Raw genomic sequence first — 20,113 nt, forward strand, 5'->3', positions numbered from 1 at the left:
TTGTGAAAAAACAGGAAATTTCTGCATTTTTTTAATGTCAAAATATACAAATTTACGCAAGTGTACAAATTGCATAAAAAAACAACCAAAAAACTGGCAAAAATTGCAGAAGAATATGGAATATTTACACGAAAAAACGGCAAATGGTCAGACCTATTTTTGCAGGAAGAAAACGGTTGCGTTTGCATTTTTTTCTTGTTAGAATTTTAACGATTTAAAAATGCCTTAGAGCAGCAGAAGGAAGTGAGACAGATGGATGCTCTGGTAAATAGCCTGATGGAAGAATTGAACTGTGAAACGGTATTTACAATTCCGATTTTCGGAGGCATTCCCATTTATGAATCCGTAGTAGTAACCTGGATTATCATGGCAGTAGTTATTGTGCTGTGCATACTCTTGACCAGGAACTTAAGTGTGGAACATCCGGGACGCAGACAGATTATTCTGGAAACGGCTGTAAACGGGTTGAATAACTTCTTCCGGGATACCATAGGCGAGAATGGAAAGCAGTATATTCCTTATCTTATGACGGTGGCAATCTATATTGGAATTGCCAACTTAATCGGTCTGCTGGGATTTAAACCACCGACCAAGGATATGAATGTTACTGCAGCATTGTCCCTGATGAGTATCATATTGATTGAGATGGCGGGTATCCGCAGGAAAGGAACGAAGGGCTGGCTTAAGAGTTTTGCAGAGCCGATGCCGGTAGTACTTCCAATCAATATTCTGGAGGTCTTTATCAAACCATTGTCGCTGTGTATGCGACTTTTTGGAAATGTATTAGGTTCATTTGTCATTATGGAATTGCTGAAAATGGTAGTACCGGCAATTCTGCCAGCAGTATTTAGCTGTTATTTTGACATTTTTGACGGATTGATTCAGGCATATGTATTCGTATTTCTGACCGCATTGTTCGTCAAAGAAGCAACCGAATAGGGAAGAAAAAACAAAAAGAGAAACAAAAAAGTAGAAAAGAAAAGGAGTGCATATTATGTCATCAACATTATTAGTAGCAATCGGAGCAGGTATCGCAGTATTAACAGGTATTGGAGCAGGACTTGGAATTGGAAAAGCAACATCATCCGCAGTAGATGCAATTGCAAGACAGCCGGAGGCAGAGAGCAAAATCAGCAAATCACTTCTTCTTGGATGTGCATTGGCAGAGGCAACTGCTATTTACGGATTCGTTATCGCATTGTTAATCATCCTCTTCTTAAAATAATAAAGAAAGATTATAGAAAGGCAGGTACGGGAAATGCTTAGCATTAATTTTTGGAATATCTTATGGACCGTTGTAAATCTGCTGGTATTATATGTAGTCTTTCGTAAATTTCTTTATCAGAGAGTCATGAATGTGATTGAGGCAAGAGAAGAAATGGTAAAGAAGCAGTTCGACGATGCAAAGAAAAGCGAAGAAGATGCCAGAAAATTAAAGGCAGATTATGAAGAACACTTATCGGATGCAAGAACGGAGGCAGACCAGATTATTATTGATGCCAGAGCAAGAGCAGAAGAAGAGCATGTACGCTCGGTAGAGAAGACCCGGGAAGAGACTGAGCATATGTTAGAAAAAGCCAAGGAAGATATTGCAAACGAGCAGGAAAAGGCACAGCAGGCAGCTCAGGCTGAGATTGCCAGACTGGCAGTCATCGCTGCACGGAAAATTATGAAAACAGGTGATGCTCATGACACAGGAAGCAGTAAATAACGCAAAGGTATTGTATCGGCTGGGTGCCACAAGACAGGAGGCAGATGAACTCCGGGAGCTTTATGAGCTTACACCGGAACTGCTTAAGGTTCTCATAAGTCCGGTGATTTCCATACATAAGAAGGATGCCGTGATAGAGAAAATTTATCAGGATGCCGGGTTATCCAAGGTGCTTGTGAACTATACCAAGATGATGTGCAGACTGGGTTATATCGGAGAAATAGAGGATATCCTGGATGCATTTTATCTCTATTGGGACAGACAGAATCATATCCTGCGCGCAGAACTGACCTGTGCAGGCACACCACAGCCGGAAGAAGAAGCAGAGGCAAGAAAGATTCTTGCAGAGAAATATCCCGACTGTGAGATTGTTCTGACAGAAAAGGAAGATGAGAATCTCTTAGGTGGATACATCATTAAGGTTCATCATAAAGAATATGACAGAAGCTATGAAGGCCGCTTACGTCAGTTGGAAAGAAAATTAACAGGGAGGTGAAGCCTGTGGGCGCAATTAGTGCTGCAGACATAATCTCGATTATCCAGAGCGAGATAGAAGAATTTGACTGGGATGAATCCAGTCGTGAGACCGGTTCCGTAATCTGGGTTGGTGATGGAATTGCAACCATTTACGGAATTGACCATGCAATGTATGGTGAAATTGTTGTATTTGATAACGGTGTCAAAGGAATGGTACAGGATATCAGACAGAATGAAATCGGTGTTATTTTATTCGGTCGTGATACCGGAATCAAAGAAGGAACCAAAGTGGTTCGTACCAGGAAAAAAGCCGGAATCCCGGTAGGGGAAGGCTTTGTTGGAAGAATTATCAATGCATTAGGTGAGCCGATTGATGGAAAGGGCGAGATTAAGGAAGATGATTATCGTCCAATCGAAGAGGAAGCACCGGGCATTGTAGAACGTAAATCAGTAAATACACCAATGGAAACAGGAATCTTGTCCATTGACTCCATGTTCCCAATTGGTAGAGGACAGCGAGAGTTAATTATCGGAGACCGTCAGACCGGAAAGACCTCCATTGCAACAGATACCATCATTAACCAGAAAGGCAAAGGAGTAATCTGTATCTATGTTGCCATCGGACAGAAGGCGTCCAGTGTAGCAAAAATCGTATCTACACTGACCAGGCATGATGCAATGGATTATTCCATTGTGGTTTCCTCAACTGCAAGTGATCCTGCATCCATGCAGTACATCGCACCATATGCAGGAACTGCAATGGCAGAATACTTTATGCATCAGGGAAAAGATGTGTTAATCGTATATGATGATTTATCCAAACATGCGGTAGCATATCGTGCAATCTCTCTGCTGTTAGAGCGTTCTCCGGGACGTGAAGCTTATCCTGGTGACGTATTCTACTTACATTCCAGATTGTTAGAGCGTTCCAGTCGTTTAAGTGATGAATTGGGCGGAGGTTCCATTACCGCACTGCCAATCATTGAGACACAGGCAGGAGACGTATCCGCATATATTCCGACCAACGTCATTTCCATTACAGACGGACAGATTTTCTTAGAGAGTAACCTTTTCTTCTCAGGTATGCGTCCGGCAGTCAACGTTGGTTTGTCCGTATCCCGTGTCGGTGGTGCTGCACAGACCAAGGCAATGAAGAAGGCATCCGGAAGTATCCGTATCGACCTGGCACAGTATCGTGAGATGGAAGTATTTACCCAGTTTGCATCGGATCTTGATGATATGACCAAGGCACAGTTACAGCATGGAAAAGCATTGATGGAGCTTTTAAAACAGCCACTCTGCCATCCGCTTTCCCTGCATGAACAGGTAGAGACACTGTGTATGGCAAACCATGGTGTATTTGATAAAGTAGAAACAAAGAATGTAAAACAGTATCAGAATGAGATTCTTGAATATATGGATTTGAAGCATCCGGAAATCGGCAGGGAAATTGAAGAAACCAAAGTGCTTTCCGATGAACTGACCGATAAGATTGTTGCGGCTGCAAAAGAATTCGAAGACAGTAGAAATCAATAGGAATGAGCAGGTGTTGTTATGGCAAATGCAAAGGAAATTCAGGATCGGATGAAGAGTATCAATGATACATTGAAGATTACCAATGCAATGTATATGATTTCTTCTTCGAAGCTGAAGAAATCAAAGAAAATGCTTTCTGACACAGAACCTTATTTCTTTACCCTGCAGTCGGAAATGAGCAGAATCTTAAGACATCTTCCGGATATTGAGGACATTTATTTTAAGACCAACGAAGAGAAAAAGCCGGAAGAACGGATGGTAGGTTATATTGTTATTACGGCAGATAAGGGTCTGGCAGGCTCCTATAACCATAATGTATTAAAGCTTGCAGAGGAGCATTTGAAAGCACATAAAAATAACAAACTGTTTGTATTAGGTGAGTTAGGCCGTCACTATTTTGAACAGCGTGGAATTGAGATTGATAAGCAGTTCCACTATACCGTACAGAATCCGACACTGAACCGTGCAAGAAATATTGCAGAGGAACTTCTGGAACTGTACCGGAAAGAAGAGTTAGACGAAGTCTATATTATCTATACCAGCATGGTCAATGCGATTCAGGAGGAGACACAGATCAGACAGCTGCTCCCACTGAAGAAAGCAAGTTTTAACGTGAAACTGCCTGCAGATATTCCGATGGAGGAACTGGCATTGAAACCATCTCCGGAGGCAGTGATGGATCGAATTGTACCGGATTATGTAGTTGGTTTCATCTATGGAGCGTTAGTTGAGTCTTATTCCTGCGAGCAGAACGCAAGAATGATGGCAATGGAGGCAGCAACCAAAAGTGCCAAAGATATGCTCCATGAGCTGGATATTTTATATAATCGTGCAAGACAGGCAGCAATTACCCAGGAAATAACCGAGGTCATTGCAGGAGCGAAAGCTCAGAAACGGAAAAAGAGGCAGTGATAAGGAGGCTTTTTCATGAAGACAGGAAAAATCATACAGGTGTTAGGCCCGGTAGTGGATGTCTCATTTGAAGACGAAGAATTGCCGGCAATCAAAGACGCCCTTGAAGTGAAAAACGGCGATAAGAAGTGCATCATGGAAGTGGCACAGCATATCGGAAATCATATGGTACGTTGTATTATGTTAGCTTCCAGTGAGGGACTTTGCCGTGATATGGAAGTAACCGCTACAGGAAGCGGAATAAAAACTCCGGTCGGTGAGCAGACATTAGGAAGACTGTTCAACGTATTAGGAGAAGCAATCGATGGTGGCGAACCATTGAAGGATGCACCGGAATGGGTCATTCATCGTGAACCGCCGGCATTTGAAGACCAGAATCCGGCAGAAGAAATCTTAGAGACCGGAATTAAAGTTATCGACCTTTTAGCACCATATGCAAAAGGTGGTAAGATTGGATTGTTTGGTGGAGCCGGAGTAGGTAAAACCGTATTAATCCAGGAGTTAATCAGCAATATTGCAACAGAGCATGGTGGATATTCTATTTTCACCGGTGTTGGAGAGCGTTCCCGTGAGGGTAATGACCTCTGGACAGAAATGAAGGAATCCGGTGTATTAGAGAAGACAGCCTTAGTGTTCGGTCAGATGAACGAGCCGCCTGGAGCACGTATGCGTGTGGCTGAGACAGGACTTACCATGGCAGAATATTTTCGTGATGAGAAACACCAGAATGTGCTTCTTTTCATCGACAATATTTTCCGTTTCACACAGGCAGGTTCTGAGGTATCTGCATTGTTAGGACGTATGCCTTCCGCAGTAGGATATCAGCCGACACTGGCAACTGAAATGGGTGAATTGCAGGAGCGTATCGCATCTACAAAGAATGGTTCTGTTACATCTGTACAGGCAGTCTATGTACCGGCAGACGATTTAACTGACCCGGCACCGGCTACTACTTTCGCACATCTGGATGCGACCACCGTACTTTCCAGAAAGATTGTAGAGCAGGGTATTTATCCGGCAGTAGATCCGCTGGAATCTACATCCCGTATCTTAGAGGCAGACATCGTTGGAGAAGAACATTATCAGGTAGCCCGGAAAGTACAGGAGATTCTGCAGAAATACAAAGAGTTACAGGATATCATCGCAATTCTTGGTATGGAAGAGCTGGCAGATGAGGACAAGTTACTGGTATATCGTGCAAGAAAGATTCAGAAGTTCTTATCACAGCCGTTCCATGTAGCAGAGAACTTTACCGGCGTAAAGGGTGTTTACGTTCCATTATCTGAAACCATTCGTGGATTCAAGGCAATCATCGATGGTGATATGGATCAGTATCCGGAAAATGCATTTTTCAACGTAGGAACAGTAGAAGATGTCATCCGTAAAGCAGAAGAGATGGAACACCAGAATGCATAGCATATGCTGCGCAGGAGTACGCCTGGTGACATCTTTCGAATAAAGAGGTGCAGATATGGCAGGAAATACATTTTATTTAAAAATAATTGCAGCAAACCGGGTATTCTATGCCGGCAGATGCCGTTCTCTGATTGTTCCGGAATATGACGGACAGAAAGAGATTTTAGCACACCATGAAGATATGGTCATTGCCATTGATGATGGTGAAATGCGTTTTCAGCCGGAAGGTACTGCAAACTGGGAATATGCAGTAGTTGGTATGGGCTTTGTGGAAATCGTCAACAACCGTGTGACGCTTCTGGTAGAAACGGCAGAGCGTCCGGAAGAAATTGATGTTGCCAGAGCCAGGGAAGCAAAAGAACGTGCCGAGGAGCAGATGCGGCAGAAGCAGAGCATCCAGGAATATTATCATTCCAGGGCATCCTTATCCCGTGCCCTGACCCGGCTGAAGGCAACCAGCAAGTACCAGTAAGCAATAGGAAACCCGCAGATTATCTGTTTGAAAACAGGTGGTCTGCGGGTTTCTTGAGCTGCCGGTGGCAGGTTCTATGGGTATCAAATATTTATGTAATATAAAAGTTATTTCATGAGTGCAGTAACGTCCTCTAAAGGAAGATTACAAAGTTCTGCTATTTCCTTCGCATCAAACTTTCCTGTTTTTAATAGACGAAGGGCGGTATCGGTAGAAGCCTGCTTTAATCCTTGCTCAATTCCCTGGGCAACACCCTGCTTTAATCCCTGTTCAACACCGGCGTCAAATTCGGCTTTTCTCAGTTTTTTCTCTTCTTCAACTTTATCATATTCAAAAATACTCATAGCAATTACCTCCGCCTGATTCTTCCTAAGAAAATCTGCCAGAATATTTTCCTGAATGCATTCGGTGACAGCCTTTTGTACGGCATCATCCAAAGGCATCTGTTCTGCAAAGGAACGAACCTTTGCAACATAAATGGAATATTCCTTTAAAATCTGGCAATGGGACATTAACTTGGTGTTGTGTCCTGCGTTTACATTGAATGTAGTAACAATAAGTTCCAACGATGGATTGTCGGTTGCATGATAAAAAGCATCTGACAAACGGCTGGTATAGCAATCATCTATCGGTGTGCTTCCATTATAAAATACAATAAAATGGGGATTTGGAATTTTTTGTAGTGCAGAAGAATACAGGGATTTCTTATCCACAAGCTTCTGGTATTCCACTGCGATGTAGAATAAATCCCGAAGCGGAATATTTGGATTCATTGTGGACTGATGCTCGTATAGATAGAGATTCATGTCCAGAATAAAAGCCAGATCGTTCTTCATTCCCATGTAAATGGCATTTTCCAGGGTTACAATTTCGAGGGCACCGGAATCCGTGTAATGACTGTTATTAATTGCATTGTAAAGGGATAATAGTGCTTCCTTATCCGAAAACAGCATCCGGAAAACAGTGTCCTTAAATTTGCGGTTCGCCACCGGTGCGCGTTTCGTTGTTTCATTTGCTTCATGTGCTTTTCCTGTCATAGGCAAGTCCTCCTTGTGTGTGGCAGGAGGATAAGCAGCAATAGAAAATAAATATTATATCCAGTGGCAAAAGATTACCTGCTATCGAATAATGGCAGTTATTTCCATACTGTATCGCTCCTGCTTTTTAGTTAAATAGTGAATCAAAAGCATAGATAGATACAGAAATGCTGGGTTCTATGCAGAACCGGATTTGAACTATAGAAAGTGCCATATAGATTGTATAATATATGCTTTTTCACATTTTAACATAGGAAGAGGGCAGGAGCAAGACGGAAAAATTATTCCGCGTCCATTTCCGACTTAATTTCATCTTCGGTTGCCGCCATTGCCTGTAAAGTCATGGTAAGCAGTTTCTCTAAATCCCAGCCAAGCTGAGCGGCACCGCGCTCGATGACCTCGCGGGAACATCCGGCAGCAAAGCCTTTGCTTTTATATTTCTTCTTTAGGGATTTTAATTCCATATCTTTCGTGCTCTTGGACGGACGCATCAGTGCGGCAGCCCAGATAAGACCGGTTAATTCGTCTGCGGCAAATAAGACCTTTTCCATTTCGTGAAGCGGTTCCACATCAATGGTTGTGCCACATTCAACGGTAATGCCGTAGCCGTGGGAGCAGACCGCATGAATAATATCATCCGAAACGCCGCCTTCCTTTAATAATTCCGGAGCCTTAAGACAATGCTCGGCAGGATATAATTCGAAATCAATATCATGAAGCAGTCCCACGATACCCCAGTATTCGGCATCCTCGCCATAGCCTAATTCATTGGCATACCATTTCATAACAGCTTCAACCGTAAGCGCATGCTGAATATGAAAAGGGTCTTTGTTATATTTTTTCAGTAATGCAAAAGCATCATTTCTTGCAATGTGTTCCATTTTTCGACCTTCTTTCTTTTGTCAGTTCAGTAAAAATATACACCGGATAAAATAAATGTGCAAATCAAATTTGTATGGAAAAAGGGCATTTTTTTGCATATGGCATCATTATCCAAAGAAATGCTACAGGGATTGTTAAGAGGAAAGCTTGGTTTCAACGGAATGATTACTACAGATGCCACCAATATGGTAGGCTTTGGCTGTGCCGGAAGACGTAAAGAGCTGCTTCCGAAATCCATCAATGCAGGCTGTGACATGCTTTTATTTACGAAGAATCTGAAAGAGGATTACGAGACTGTTTTAGAGGCAGTTAAGAGTGGCATAATTTCAGAAGAACGTCTGAATGAGGTGGTTACTTATATTTTGGCAACAAAAGCATCTTTGAAGCTGCATGAGAAACAGAAATCGCATACTCTGATTCCGGATGAGTCCGCCCTTGATATTTTGCGTTGTAAGAAGCATATTGACATGGCATATCAGGTATCCGATAAAGCAATTACACTGGTAAAGGATGAGCAGAATCTTCTGCCACTTTCTAAGGATAAATATAAGAAGGTACTGACCATCGTATTAGGAGATGCCATCAGTGCCAGCGGAAAACCGGCAGTGGGAGACCACCAATCGGATATGATGCACCATGGTTTGTCCATGAGATTCCGACCATGTTTATCTCCATTGCAAATCCGTATCATATGCAGGATGTGCCGATGATAGAGACCTTTATCAATGCATATACAGCCAATGAATTTAACGTTGAAATGCTGGTAAAGAAAATAAATGGCGAGTCGTCCTTTAAGGGAAAGAATCCGGTAGACCCGTTCTGCTATCAGAGACAGACAAGAACCATATAAAAGTACAGGGATAAGAGGAAAAAGATGAAAGCCTTGAAATTATACTGGAACGATATGAAGGAAAGGAACCTTGAAGAGAACCAAAAAGAAATCCTTTTACTGGTACAAAAAAGTAATCGAAGGCAACGGAGAAATTCTAAGATAAACGGCTGTTATTATCTTAAAAAATATTGCATATTTACGAAAAAATAGGAAAAAAAGTAAAAAAAACCCCTTGTTCTATCGGAAAACCTGTTTTATAATAGAGGGAAAAATGAACAGGCAATACGGAGGAAAAAGTAGAAATGAGCAAGAAACTGATTATCGTAACATCGCCGCCAGCTTGCGGGAAAACATATATTTCAAAAGAACTGGCAAAGAGATTAAATCATATTGTATATCTGGATAAGGATACTTTAATTACATTATCCAAACAGATTTTTGTAGTGGCTGGACAGCCATATAATAGAAGCAGTGATTTCTTTGAGAAGAACATTCGTGATTATGAATATGAATGTGTCGTAAATCTGGCACTGGAGGCATTAGAGTATGAGGATCTGGTTCTTATCAATGCACCATTTACAAGAGAAATCCGTGATATGGAATATATCAAAGGTCTGAAAGCCCAGCTGGCAAAGAAAGATGCTACATTAGTAACAATCTGGGTTCAGACAGATCCGGAAATCGTTCATGAGAGAATGATTACCAGAGCGTCTGATCGTGATGACTGGAAGTTAGAGCACTGGGATGAATATATTGCATCCTGTAACTTTGAGATTCCAGAAGATCTGCATGATCCGAATGTAAAAGATGATTTACTGATTTTCAATAACAACAATGATGAAGAGTTTGAAAAGTCCATGAAAGAGATTACTGGAATCTTAAATGAGACTATCAATCAGGACTAATTACATAGTTTAAAAGTGCCCCCCCGGCAAAATGCTTCTTATGGGAAGAGAAGTATTTTGCCCGGGGATTTTTTACTTTACAGGAAATTGCTTTCCTGCAAAGTAAAAAACGCTCCGCGAGGATGCACACTGCGGCGCATAAGGTAGATGTCGCAGGCGCGAGAATGCGCCAAGGCACATTCTTTTTTATAACAGAATGTGGAGAACTTTTTGTATTTGTGCTATGATATGAATATGTGGAGCATATATGGAATGGATATCCGGCTGTTAAAAGAGCATCCGGAATATAAAGAACAAATAAAATTGCTTCCCACACGTTGGGAGAAGGTAAATAAAATAAAAAAAGAAGAGGACAGACTGCGGAGTCTTGCTGCAGGCATCCTGCTTTCCTATGGGTTACGGGAAAATGGCATAGATTTAGATGCCTGTCAGCTTATAATGGGAACCCATGGCAAGCTGCAGGTGGCAGGCTGTGAGGGACTGCATTTTAATCTGTCTCACACAGGAAACTATGCAGTGGCGGTATTTTCTGATGCACCGGTTGGAATTGACATCGAACACCGGAGAGCATTAAAGCAGACGCTTTTGGACAAGTGCTGCACAAAGGACGAGCAGGCATGGATACAGAGCCAGCCGGATAAAGAAATGGCATTTGTACGTCTCTGGACAGCCAAGGAAAGCTATGTAAAATGGAGTGGCGAAGGAATTACCTTTCCATTAAAAAACATTGCAGTTCATCGGAGGGAGAATGGCATCGCATCTTATCCGAAGAAGGATGGCATAGTACTTTACCGGGAAGGCATCCTGCAGCCGGTAAGCTTCGCAGAGCATGATGAGATACCGGATTACCACATCTGCGTGTGTACGGAGTCTGAGAAAGAAAATGCGGCAGAAATTATATGGCTACAAGAGGACAGCTTCTCATGAGCAATGTCAGCGCATGATTCACATTTGCTGTCTGCTAATTATGGGGCGGGGGAAGTGACAGAAAGGCAGAAGAAGGATGAAAAAATATAACACTGTTATCTTTGACTTGGATGGAACCTTATTAAACACATTAAAGGATTTGACTGATGCAACCAATTATGCATTGGAAAAATATGGACAGCCACAGCACAGTATAGAGGATGTCCGGAAATTTGTCGGAAATGGCATCCGCAAGCTGATTGAGCGTGCGTTAGAGGGCGGAGAGGAAAATCCGGAATTTGAGCATGTATTTGCAGCTTTTAAAGAATATTATGGTGAGCATTGTAATGACACCACCTGTCTTTATCCGGGCGTGGAAGAAATAATTACTTCCTTAAAGGGACAGGGCTATCGCCTTGCAATTGTTTCAAATAAAGCAGATTTTGCAGTAAAGGAATTACAGCAGATTTATTTTAAAGGAAAGATTGAAGTTGCCATTGGAGAAAAAGATGGCATTCGTAAGAAACCCGCACCTGACACTGTTATGCAGGCGTTAAAGGAGCTTGGAAGCAGCAGGGAAGAAGCGGTCTATGTAGGCGATTCTGATGTGGACATTGCAACAGCAGCAAATTCCGGTATGCCATGCATCAGTGTGACCTGGGGATTCCGGGATGTTCCATTTTTAGAGGAGCATGGAGCAACACATCTGGCAGCTAGCACTGAAGAATTATATGCAATATTAGATGAATTTAATGCGTAAAAAGGAGAATGGCAAATGGAAATTATCCGACAGATGCAGGAGCGGGAGGACTTGACGGAACGGGAAAGAAATATTCGTGATTATCTGATGGAACATCCGGAGGCTGTCATTTCCATGACAGCAAAGCAGTTAGGGGAAGTTTCTTATAGCAGTACTGCAGCTGTAAGCCGCTTTTGCCGGAAAATCGGCTGTCAGGATTATGGAGAATTCCGGCTGCGTTTCCTAAGTGAATTGCAGAGTACGGAGGGTGGACAGGAGACGACCACAGAGCATTTTGTAATACAGCAGCAGGAAAATGCCATGACCATTATGAATAAGATTGCGGACATTGACACCCTTGCCGTTGAAAAGACAAAGCGTCTTCTTACGATTGATCAGCTGGCGCGGGTGGGAAAAATGGTGCATGAGGCCAAGTACATTGATTTCTATGCCTTTGATATGAATATACATCTGGCACGCTACGGCTGCAGTCAGTTCTTCCATTGCGATAAGGTGGCAAATACTTATGCGGAAGATAATATACAAAGGATGATGGCATTGCAGAATAATGAAAATCATCTGTCCATCATGATTAGTCATACCGGAAATAATAAGAAGCTGGTGGAACTGGTAAGGGATTTACATCGGGCAAAAGCAAAAACCATTCTGATTACATCCCAGGGCAAAAGCAGGATGAAAGCATATGTGGATGAGGTTCTGCTGACACCAAGAACACTGACAGAGTGTGGAAGTATCCGGATGGAAGGACTGTGGACAGTGGCATTTTCTGCAGCAACAAAATACCTTCTGGATGTTATGTTTGCAATGGAATTTTCTGCCGGTTATGATGAAAATATAAAACTGAGCAAGCAATATTATGAGATTGGTGCAAAGAACCTGTGTGATACAGAAAAATCATAGCAATAAAATGAAACAAAATTTCAAGATTTCATTCATAAGAGCCGATTCTTTTGAAACAATCATTCAAAATCCGTCACACTTGTTGCAGAGAACAGAAAACATGTTATCCTTGGGCTGTAAGGAAGACATCGCCATATGTCCCTTGCATTTATAGCATGTTGGAGCCCGGAAAATAGATTCCGGGCTCCGTTAAAAAAGGAGTGACGCATATGAAATTAAAGAAGAAAATGAAACGAATGTTAGAAGCAAATCTGATGAATGTAATACTTGCAACAGAGCAGCAGGGATTAAAGAAGCTGATGATTCATTTCTTAGAGACTTTATAACTAGAATTTTGATAACTGCAATATTACATTTATAAAATAAAAATATTATCAGGAGGGAGACGCATATGAGTATAACAGTAAATCTTTATTACACCGGTGAAAATGGAAATGCATTAAAGTTTGCCCGGGAGATGGAAAGCAGCGGAACGGCAGATGCAATCCGCCGGGAAGAGGGCAATTTAAGGTATGAATATTTTATACTGATGCAGGATGAGAAAACGGTGCTTTTAATAGACAGTTGGGAGAATCAGCAGGCATTAGATGTGCATCATGCTTCTCCGATGATGCAGACCATTGCGGCATTGAGGGATAAATACGACCTTCACATGAGAGTAGAACGTTACGTATCGGACGATGAAACCACGCAGGATGATAAATTCATTCGAAAATAAGCAGTGGGTATAGATGTGGGAGTAACGCACTGAAAATATATTTTAGATGCAAGAAAATAAAATTTGCCCTTGACAAGTAAAAACTCCGGTGCTATTATGTTCACAACTTAAAGAAAGAAGCTTTATCACTTTCCTTCTCAACAAAGTGATGGGGTATTCTTTCTTTTTTATTTCTTTTATACTAGTATGGAACAGAATAATATGATTATTGATGGCAAAGGCGCTGTCTCCGAATAGGAGCGGCGCCTTTTTTAATAGCCAAAGACAGGAGGAATTGTTATGAGCCAGAACTCAAATTTAATTGTGGGAGTAAATGAAAAAGTAAAGCCGGGAAAAGCAATTCTGCTTGCATTCCAGCATATTTTATCCATGGATTTGTATGTATTTCCAATCCTTCTTGCAGCCATGCTTGGGTTATCTGGAGCAGACACCAGTTACCTGATTCAGATGTGTTTCTTTACCTGTGGTATTGCAACCATTATCCAGACAGGAATCGGAATAAAACTTCCGGTGGTACAGGGCGCAAGCTTTGTTGCCTTAAGCGCACTTGCAGCAATCGGTTCCACCAATGGAATGCCGACCTTAATCGGAAGCCTGATTCCGGGAGCAATCATTCTCTGTCTCCTAGGTGTAACAAAGATATTTTCCAAAATCGTAAATAAATGTGTGCCGGCTTATATCGGTGGACTGGTTATTATGATAGTAGGTATTTCTTTAACCTCTACTGCAGCCAGCGGTGTAATCAGCAGCGATGGCGGACTGATGAACAATATGGTTCCGGGTCTTGCAGCAATGCTTACATTAATTATTGTAAATGTAATCTCTTACAAAACAAATTACAGACATAAATTTTTAAGTCTCTTTTCCGTAGTAGGTGCGTTGATTGTAGGCTGTATCGTAGCTGGATTTATGGGAACATTGGATTTCTCCGCAGTAAAAGAAGCAGCATGGTTCCAGATACCAAACGTATTCCATTTTGGATTACCGAAATTTGAATTATCTCCATGTATTTTAATGACATTCATTTACTTTATCGTATTAATAGAAACAACAGGTGTATGGATTACTGTCAGTGATGTAACCGGAGAACCATTAACCGATGAACGACTGAATCGTGCAGTTATCGGCGAAGGTTTAGGATGCCTCGTTGGTTCCGTTTTCGGAGGAACTCCATTAACCGGATATTCATCTAATGCAGGTGTTATTTCAATTACAAAAATCGGCAGCCGTGTCGTAGTAATGACAGCAGGTGTGATTCTTGCAATTATGGGCTTTTGCCCGAAGTTAATGGCAATCATTGCATCCGTACCGGGTTGCGTTATCAGTGGTATCTTTATTGTTATCTGTCAGATTCTGATTGCAAATGGTTTAAAAATTGTCAGCCGTGAAAAGATGACACAGAAAAAAATCCTCGTCATTGGATTATCCGTTGTATTTACCGTTTCCAGCATGGTTATTTCTTCTGATGTAATGGCAATGTTCCCATCTACCGTCCAGTACTTCTTAAGCAGTGGTACAGCAGTTGGTGGTATTACCGCAGTCATTTTGAATCTGGTTCTGCCGGAAGAGAGTGCTGAGAAGGTAAAGAAGAGTGAAGGAGTTGTTGCACAATGATAATCAAGGGAAACTTTTTGTATACACCATCCATCGATGAAATGGTGGTAAAAGAGCAGGCGTATCTTCTTATTGAAAGTGGCAAAGTAAAAGCTTTCTATGATACGCTGCCGGAAGAATACCGTCAGGAAAAAGTAATTGATTATGGAGAAGCCATTATCATTCCGGCATTTAATGATGTACATATCCATGCCCCACAGTTAATCAACCGGGGCGTGGGATTTGATAAAGAACTGCTTCCGTGGCTGGAAACTTATACATTTCCGGTAGAAGCAAAATATAAGGATGTGGCATTTGCAGAAAAGGCATATAAGCTCTTTTTGAACCGCCTGTGGGCAGTGGGAACCATGCGTTTTTCCGCATTTGCAACCTTACATAAGGATGCAACCTGGAGATTCATGGAGCTGGCAGAACAGTCCGGTTTATCCGGTTATATCGGAAAAGTAAATATGGACCGCAACTCGCCGGACATTTTAATCGAGGATACAGAGCAGTCCTTAGCAGATACGGAAGAGTTGATTATCCGAAGCAGAGAGGAATTAAAAGAATTCAGTTATATATTAACACCGCGTTTTGTTCCTGCTACAACAGAAAAACTAATGCAGGGCTTGGGAGATTTAGGTGAGAAATATAATCTTCCGGTGCAGTCCCATTTATCTGAAAACCGGAGTGAAATTGCCTGGGTAAAGGAACTGCATCCTTCCATAGAAGATTATACCAGAGTATATGAAACTTACGGACTGATGCGGAGTAACCGCACGATTATGGCACATGCTATCTGGCTTTCCGATAAAGAAAAAGATTTTTTAAAGGAAAAAGGCGTGATGCTTGCCCATTGTGCCCAGTCCAACGCAGACCTGTCCAGCGGCGTGATGCCGTTACGGAAGAATTTGGAAAGAGGACTTAGATGCTGTATTGCCAGTGATATTGCAGGAAGCCACACACCTGATATGAACCGCCACGTAGCAGCTTCCATAGAGCTTTCGAAAGTGAACTGGCTTTCCCATCCGGAGGAGAAAGCACTGCAGCTTCCGGAAGCACTGTATCTTGCAACCAAGCAGAGCGGAAGCTTTTTCGGTAAAGTCGGAAGCTTTGAAGAAGGCTATGATTTTGATGCACTGGTCATTGAAACCGATGAAATGGATGGTCTGCTGCCACGTACGCCATTTGAAAAATTAGAGCAGTATATCTATGATGGTAATGACCGGAATATTCTTGCCAGATATTGTAAAGGAAAATTTGTGGCAAAACCATTTGCATAGCAGACATTGCATAGAATACGAAAGAAGACACGAGGTATGTTCAGACAAACAACAGTTGGTTGAAACATACTTCGTGTCTTTTACGTTGCTAAGAAGCTATAAAGCACTGTCTATGACAGAACCTGCATGTAGAAAGTTTATCCGTGCAGTCCGGTATACAACTGATAATATTTACCCTTCTGGGCAATTAGTTCGTCGTGGCTGCCCCGTTCAATAATGCGGCCCTGCTCTAATACCATGATACAGTCACTGTTCTTAACAGTGGAGAGACGGTGGGCAATGACAAAGGTTGTTCTGCCTGCCATCAGTTTATCCATACCATCCTGAACGATAAGCTCGGTTCTGGTATCGATGGAGCTGGTTGCTTCGTCAAGAATCAGTACCGGAGGATTGGCAACAGCTGCACGGGCGATGGCAAGTAACTGCCGCTGTCCCTGGCTTAAGTTGGCACCATCACCGGTCAGCATGGTATTGTAACCATCCGGAAGATGACGGATAAAGGAATCTGCATTGGCAAGCTTTGCAGCAGCGATAACTTCTTCATCGGTAGCATCCAGTTTACCGTAGCGGATATTTTCCATTACGCTGGCGGTAAAGAGGTGGGTATCCTGCAATACGATACCAAGGGAATGTCTTAAGTCAGCTTTCTTAATCTTGTTGACATTGATACCGTCGTAACGGATTTTACCATCCTGAATATCATAGAAACGGTTAATCAGGTTCGTAATGGTAGTCTTACCGGCACCGGTAGAGCCGACAAAAGCAATTTTCTGACCAGGAGTAGCAAATAATTTCACATTGTGTAAAACAATCTTATCATCATTATATCCAAAGTCTACATCATCAAAGACCACATCACCCTTTAACTCGACATAGTCAATGGAGCCGTCTGCCTGATGCTGGTGTTTCCAGGCCCAGCGTCCGCTTCGGGTATCGGAAGTCTCTACAAGTTTTTCACCGTCTTTTTCTACATTGACAAGAGTAACATAACCTTCATCGGTTTCTGGTGTCTCATCCAAAAGAGTGAAGATTCGCTCGGAACCTGCCATAGCCATAACAATACTGTTTAACTGCTGGCTGACCTGGTTGATTGGCATATTAAAACTCTTGTTAAAGGTTAAGAAACTTGCCAGTCCGCCCAGTGTAAATCCACCGATGCCATTTAAGGCGAGGACACCACCAACCATGGCACAGAGTACATAACTGATGTTACCAATCTGGGCATTTGCCGGCATTAGGATATTGGCAAATTTGTTGGCATTGTCAGCACTGCGGAAAAGCTGGTCATTTAATTTGTTAAAAGCTTCGATACTTTCTTCTTCGTGGCAGAAGACTTTAATTACCTTCTGACCATCCATCATTTCTTCGATAAAACCATTGGTTGCACCAAGGTCACGCTGCTGAGCGATAAAGTATTTACCACTTTTCCCGGCAAGATTTTTCGTGACAAGGAGCATGACACCAACCATTACAAGAGTAAGAACAGTCAGTGGGATATTCAGGATAATCATGTAAATCAGTACACTGACAATGGTAATGACACTGTTGATTAACTGCGGAATACTCTGGCTGATCATCTGACGAAGGGTATCAATGTCATTGGTGTATACAGACATGATATCGCCGTGGGCATGCGTGTCAAAGTATTTAATTGGCAGTGTTTCCATATGGGTAAACAAATCGATTCGCAAATCATTTAAAGTACCCTGCGTAACATAAATCATAATCTTAGAATAAGCAAAGGTACTTAAAACTCCCACACCGTAAAAGCATGCAACACGAAGGATGGCAGCAGCCAGCGGTGCAAAGTCCTTATCCGGTGAATTCAGAATCGGGATAATATAGCTGTCAATCAGGGTTTTCATAAACATGGTTCCCTGGGTGTTGGCAAGAACACTTAGTACAATAAAGACAAGTACCAGGAAGCAGGCAATTCCGTATTTCCGGAAAATGTAAGCCATCAGACGGCAGAATAATTTGCCCGGATTCTTTACTTTCCTTTTTTCAGCCATTACTGAGCACCTCCATTCTCATCAAAGTCACCACCGCCGCCGGTCTGGGATTCATAGACATCACGGTAGATGGCATTATTTGCTAATAATTCTTCGTGGGTTCCAAAGCCGTTAATCTTACCTTCATCTAAGACAATAATGCGGTCAGCACTCTGGACACTGGAGATTCGCTGGGCAATAATCAGCTTGGTTGTACCCGGAATCTCTTCGGCAAAGGCTTTGCGGATTTTGGCATCGGTTGCGGTATCTACGGCACTGGTGCTGTCATCCAGAATCAGAATTTTCGGTTTCTTTAAGAGGGCACGGGCAATACAAAGACGCTGCTTCTGACCACCGGATACGTTGGTTCCCCCCTGTTCGATGTATGTATTGTATTTATCCGGAAAAGTGTTGATAAAATCATCGGCACATGCTAATTTGCAGGCACGGATACATTCTTCTTCCGTAGCATTTTTATCGCCCCAGCGCAGGTTATCAAGAATTGTACCGGAGAAAAGCACGTTTTTCTGCAGTACAACGGCAACCTGGTTACGCAGGGTATCAAGGTCATACTTTCTTACATCAATGCCGCCAACGGAGACAGAGCCTTCATTTACATCATACAGACGACTGATTAAGTTCACCAGACTGGACTTGGAACTTCCGGTTCCGCCTAAGATACCGATGGTTTCACCGGAATGAATAGACAGATTGATATCGGAAAGAACCGGCTCAGCCGCATCTTCTTTGTAGCTGAAGGTAACATGGTCGAAGGTAATGCTTCCGTCTTTTACTTCCATAACCGGATGCTTTGGGTTATTTAAGTTACTCTTTTCGTTTAATACTTCAGAAACACGACGGGCGCTGGCAACACTCATGGTAATCATGACAAATACCATGGAGAGCATCATCAGGCTCATCAGAATATTCATACAGTAGGTTAAGAGACTCATCAGCTCACCGGTAGTGAGGCTGCTGTTTACAATCATCTTTGCACCAAGCCAGCTGATTAAAAGGATACAGGTATATACCGTAAACTGCATGGCAGGAGCGTTGAAAACAACAACATTTTCAGCCTTTACCAGGAGCTTGTAAATATTTCCGCTGGCTTTCTTAAAAGTAGAAGCTTCATGGTCTTCACGGACATAAGCTTTTACGACACGGATAGCGGAAACATTTTCCTGGACTCTTGCGTTTAAGTCATCATATTTTGGAAAAGCTTCATTAAAATATCTGGTAGCAAACCGGATGATGATAGCAAGCACACCACCTAAGAGGATAACGGCAATCAGATAAACGCTGGCAAGCTTCGGACTGATAAAGAAGGACATTGCCATGGCACAAATCAGACTGGCCGGTGCTCTCGTACACATGCGGAGGATCATCTGGTAAGCATTCTGCAGGTTGGTGACGTCAGTAGTCATACGGGTAACAAGACCTGCAGTGCTGTATTTATCAATGTTAGCAAAGGAAAAGGTCTGAATATTTTCAAACATGGATTTCCTTAAGTTACGGGCAAATCCGGTGGATGCCCGGGCACCATATTTTCCACCCATAATTCCGGCAAACAGGGAGAAGCATGCAGCAACGACCATCCAGGCACCGACTACATAGATGTGATGGATGTCACCCTTGTTGACACCATTATCAATGATGGAAGCCATCAGAAAAGGAATTAAAGTTTCCATCAGAACCTCAAGAATCATAAAGATAGGAGTTAAGATGGAATCACGTTTAAATTCTTTAATCTGGGCAGCTAAAGTCTTTAACATAAATTTCACT

21 protein-coding genes and 1 pseudogene are annotated in these 20,113 nt (G+C 42.3%); 18 read left to right on the forward strand and 4 right to left on the reverse strand.

The window, feature by feature from the left end:
* Positions 1–252 precede the first annotated feature (252 nt).
* The 8 genes from DWX96_RS06020 to atpC are packed head-to-tail and all read left to right on the forward strand — an operon-like array spanning position 253 to position 6,524.
* A complete protein-coding gene (locus DWX96_RS06020; RefSeq protein ID WP_117698228.1) occupies positions 253–939 on the forward strand; it encodes a F0F1 ATP synthase subunit A in 687 nt (228 codons plus the stop codon).
* 55 nt (positions 940–994) lie between these two features.
* Complete coding sequence (gene atpE / locus DWX96_RS06025; RefSeq protein WP_012743658.1) at positions 995–1,225, forward strand: ATP synthase F0 subunit C; 231 nt, start codon at positions 995–997, stop codon at positions 1,223–1,225.
* Positions 1,226–1,258: 33 nt separating this feature from the next.
* On the forward strand, positions 1,259–1,711 hold the full coding sequence (gene atpF, locus DWX96_RS06030; RefSeq protein ID WP_118057014.1) for a F0F1 ATP synthase subunit B: 453 nt from the start codon (positions 1,259–1,261) through the stop codon (positions 1,709–1,711).
* Positions 1,689–2,207, forward strand: a complete 519-nt coding sequence (atpH, locus tag DWX96_RS06035) for an ATP synthase F1 subunit delta (protein ID WP_118057015.1) — start codon at positions 1,689–1,691, stop codon at positions 2,205–2,207. The genes atpF and atpH overlap by 23 nt, the downstream gene beginning before the upstream one ends.
* Complete coding sequence (gene atpA, locus DWX96_RS06040; protein ID WP_442969677.1) at positions 2,204–3,724, forward strand: F0F1 ATP synthase subunit alpha; 1,521 nt, start codon at positions 2,204–2,206, stop codon at positions 3,722–3,724. Before atpH ends, atpA begins: the two co-directional genes overlap by 4 nt.
* 18 nt (positions 3,725–3,742) lie before the next feature.
* Positions 3,743–4,636: an ATP synthase F1 subunit gamma gene (gene atpG, locus DWX96_RS06045; RefSeq protein ID WP_022243512.1), complete on the forward strand. Its 894-nt coding sequence runs from the start codon at positions 3,743–3,745 to the stop codon at positions 4,634–4,636.
* Positions 4,637–4,651: 15 nt separating this feature from the next.
* Entirely contained in the window at positions 4,652–6,052 is a 1,401-nt protein-coding gene (gene atpD, locus DWX96_RS06050; RefSeq protein WP_117947193.1) for a F0F1 ATP synthase subunit beta, read from the forward strand.
* Positions 6,053–6,107: 55 nt separating this feature from the next.
* Entirely contained in the window at positions 6,108–6,524 is a 417-nt protein-coding gene (atpC, locus tag DWX96_RS06055) for an ATP synthase F1 subunit epsilon (protein ID WP_118057016.1), read from the forward strand.
* A gap of 107 nt (positions 6,525–6,631) precedes the next feature.
* On the opposite strand, the gene DWX96_RS06060 is transcribed toward atpC, so the two are convergent.
* Together DWX96_RS06060 and DWX96_RS06065 are read right to left on the reverse strand one after the other, a co-directional pair.
* On the reverse strand, positions 6,632–7,561 hold the full coding sequence (locus DWX96_RS06060; protein WP_118057017.1) for a hypothetical protein: 930 nt from the start codon (positions 7,559–7,561) through the stop codon (positions 6,632–6,634).
* A 281-nt stretch (positions 7,562–7,842) separates the two neighbouring features.
* Entirely contained in the window at positions 7,843–8,442 is a 600-nt protein-coding gene (locus DWX96_RS06065; RefSeq protein ID WP_118057018.1) for an HD domain-containing protein, read from the reverse strand.
* A 99-nt stretch (positions 8,443–8,541) separates the two neighbouring features.
* On the opposite strand from DWX96_RS06065, the gene DWX96_RS06070 reads away from it, so the two are divergent.
* From DWX96_RS06070 to DWX96_RS06105, 10 genes and pseudogenes are all read left to right on the forward strand, one after another.
* Entirely contained in the window at positions 8,542–9,153 is a 612-nt protein-coding gene (locus DWX96_RS06070) for a glycoside hydrolase family 3 N-terminal domain-containing protein (protein WP_118057019.1), read from the forward strand.
* Positions 9,150–9,293: a hypothetical protein gene (locus DWX96_RS14250; protein WP_158561823.1), complete on the forward strand. Its 144-nt coding sequence runs from the start codon at positions 9,150–9,152 to the stop codon at positions 9,291–9,293. The genes DWX96_RS06070 and DWX96_RS14250 overlap by 4 nt, the downstream gene beginning before the upstream one ends.
* A 61-nt stretch (positions 9,294–9,354) precedes the next feature.
* Positions 9,355–9,438, forward strand: a pseudogene (locus DWX96_RS14560) (beta-glucosidase); the annotation flags it as partial.
* Between the two features lie 139 nt (positions 9,439–9,577).
* Positions 9,578–10,180 carry an AAA family ATPase gene (locus tag DWX96_RS06075; RefSeq protein ID WP_117697827.1) on the forward strand — a complete coding sequence of 201 codons (603 nt, stop codon included), beginning with the start codon at positions 9,578–9,580 and terminating at the stop codon, positions 10,178–10,180.
* A 210-nt stretch (positions 10,181–10,390) separates the two neighbouring features.
* Complete coding sequence (locus DWX96_RS06080; protein WP_118057020.1) at positions 10,391–11,107, forward strand: 4'-phosphopantetheinyl transferase family protein; 717 nt, start codon at positions 10,391–10,393, stop codon at positions 11,105–11,107.
* Positions 11,108–11,183: 76 nt separating this feature from the next.
* Positions 11,184–11,846, forward strand: a complete 663-nt coding sequence (locus tag DWX96_RS06085) for an HAD family hydrolase (protein WP_118057021.1) — start codon at positions 11,184–11,186, stop codon at positions 11,844–11,846.
* 15 nt (positions 11,847–11,861) lie between these two features.
* The gene (locus tag DWX96_RS06090) at positions 11,862–12,746 is read left to right on the forward strand and encodes a MurR/RpiR family transcriptional regulator (protein ID WP_118057022.1); all 885 of its coding nucleotides are present in this window, start codon (positions 11,862–11,864) and stop codon (positions 12,744–12,746) included.
* Between the two features lie 391 nt (positions 12,747–13,137).
* Positions 13,138–13,464 (forward strand): putative quinol monooxygenase, encoded by a 327-nt coding sequence (locus DWX96_RS06095; RefSeq protein ID WP_118057023.1) that lies wholly within the window; start codon positions 13,138–13,140, stop codon positions 13,462–13,464.
* 279 nt (positions 13,465–13,743) lie between these two features.
* A complete protein-coding gene (locus DWX96_RS06100) occupies positions 13,744–15,078 on the forward strand; it encodes a uracil-xanthine permease family protein (RefSeq protein WP_118057024.1) in 1,335 nt (444 codons plus the stop codon).
* Positions 15,075–16,340: an amidohydrolase family protein gene (locus tag DWX96_RS06105; RefSeq protein ID WP_118057025.1), complete on the forward strand. Its 1,266-nt coding sequence runs from the start codon at positions 15,075–15,077 to the stop codon at positions 16,338–16,340. The genes DWX96_RS06100 and DWX96_RS06105 overlap by 4 nt, the downstream gene beginning before the upstream one ends.
* A 137-nt stretch (positions 16,341–16,477) precedes the next feature.
* On the opposite strand, the gene DWX96_RS06110 is transcribed toward DWX96_RS06105, so the two are convergent.
* Together DWX96_RS06110 and DWX96_RS06115 are read right to left on the reverse strand one after the other, a co-directional pair.
* Positions 16,478–18,352, reverse strand: coding sequence for an ABC transporter ATP-binding protein (locus DWX96_RS06110; protein ID WP_118057026.1), 1,875 nt, complete (start codon positions 18,350–18,352; stop codon positions 16,478–16,480).
* A complete protein-coding gene (locus tag DWX96_RS06115) occupies positions 18,352–20,103 on the reverse strand; it encodes an ABC transporter ATP-binding protein (protein ID WP_117841563.1) in 1,752 nt (583 codons plus the stop codon). Before DWX96_RS06115 ends, DWX96_RS06110 begins: the two co-directional genes overlap by 1 nt.
* Between the last annotated feature and the right edge of the window lie 10 nt (positions 20,104–20,113).

Origin of the sequence: Roseburia sp. AF22-2LB, assembly GCF_003461125.1 — a bacterium.
Taxonomy (GTDB): domain Bacteria; phylum Bacillota; class Clostridia; order Lachnospirales; family Lachnospiraceae; genus Roseburia_C; species Roseburia_C amylophila.

Excerpts from the sequence above, each read along its gene's own strand:
- atpG (WP_022243512.1), top strand. The coding sequence starts at position 3,743 with ATGGCAAATGCAAAGGAAATTCAGGATCGGATGAAGAGTATCAATGAT.
- DWX96_RS06110 (WP_118057026.1), bottom strand. The coding sequence starts at position 18,352 with ATGGCTGAAAAAAGGAAAGTAAAGAATCCGGGCAAATTATTCTGCCGT.
- atpF (WP_118057014.1), top strand. The coding sequence starts at position 1,259 with ATGCTTAGCATTAATTTTTGGAATATCTTATGGACCGTTGTAAATCTG.
- DWX96_RS06085 (WP_118057021.1), top strand. The coding sequence starts at position 11,184 with ATGAAAAAATATAACACTGTTATCTTTGACTTGGATGGAACCTTATTA.
- DWX96_RS06095 (WP_118057023.1), top strand. The coding sequence starts at position 13,138 with ATGAGTATAACAGTAAATCTTTATTACACCGGTGAAAATGGAAATGCA.
- DWX96_RS06090 (WP_118057022.1), top strand. The coding sequence starts at position 11,862 with ATGGAAATTATCCGACAGATGCAGGAGCGGGAGGACTTGACGGAACGG.
- DWX96_RS14250 (WP_158561823.1), top strand. The coding sequence starts at position 9,150 with ATGATAGAGACCTTTATCAATGCATATACAGCCAATGAATTTAACGTT.
- atpE (WP_012743658.1), top strand. The coding sequence starts at position 995 with ATGTCATCAACATTATTAGTAGCAATCGGAGCAGGTATCGCAGTATTA.
- DWX96_RS06070 (WP_118057019.1), top strand. The coding sequence starts at position 8,542 with ATGGCATCATTATCCAAAGAAATGCTACAGGGATTGTTAAGAGGAAAG.
- atpD (WP_117947193.1), top strand. The coding sequence starts at position 4,652 with ATGAAGACAGGAAAAATCATACAGGTGTTAGGCCCGGTAGTGGATGTC.
- DWX96_RS06065 (WP_118057018.1), bottom strand. The coding sequence starts at position 8,442 with ATGGAACACATTGCAAGAAATGATGCTTTTGCATTACTGAAAAAATAT.
- DWX96_RS06020 (WP_117698228.1), top strand. The coding sequence starts at position 253 with ATGGATGCTCTGGTAAATAGCCTGATGGAAGAATTGAACTGTGAAACG.
- DWX96_RS06100 (WP_118057024.1), top strand. The coding sequence starts at position 13,744 with ATGAGCCAGAACTCAAATTTAATTGTGGGAGTAAATGAAAAAGTAAAG.
- DWX96_RS06060 (WP_118057017.1), bottom strand. The coding sequence starts at position 7,561 with ATGACAGGAAAAGCACATGAAGCAAATGAAACAACGAAACGCGCACCG.
- atpC (WP_118057016.1), top strand. The coding sequence starts at position 6,108 with ATGGCAGGAAATACATTTTATTTAAAAATAATTGCAGCAAACCGGGTA.
- atpH (WP_118057015.1), top strand. The coding sequence starts at position 1,689 with ATGACACAGGAAGCAGTAAATAACGCAAAGGTATTGTATCGGCTGGGT.
- DWX96_RS06115 (WP_117841563.1), bottom strand. The coding sequence starts at position 20,103 with ATGTTAAAGACTTTAGCTGCCCAGATTAAAGAATTTAAACGTGATTCC.
- DWX96_RS06075 (WP_117697827.1), top strand. The coding sequence starts at position 9,578 with ATGAGCAAGAAACTGATTATCGTAACATCGCCGCCAGCTTGCGGGAAA.
- DWX96_RS06105 (WP_118057025.1), top strand. The coding sequence starts at position 15,075 with ATGATAATCAAGGGAAACTTTTTGTATACACCATCCATCGATGAAATG.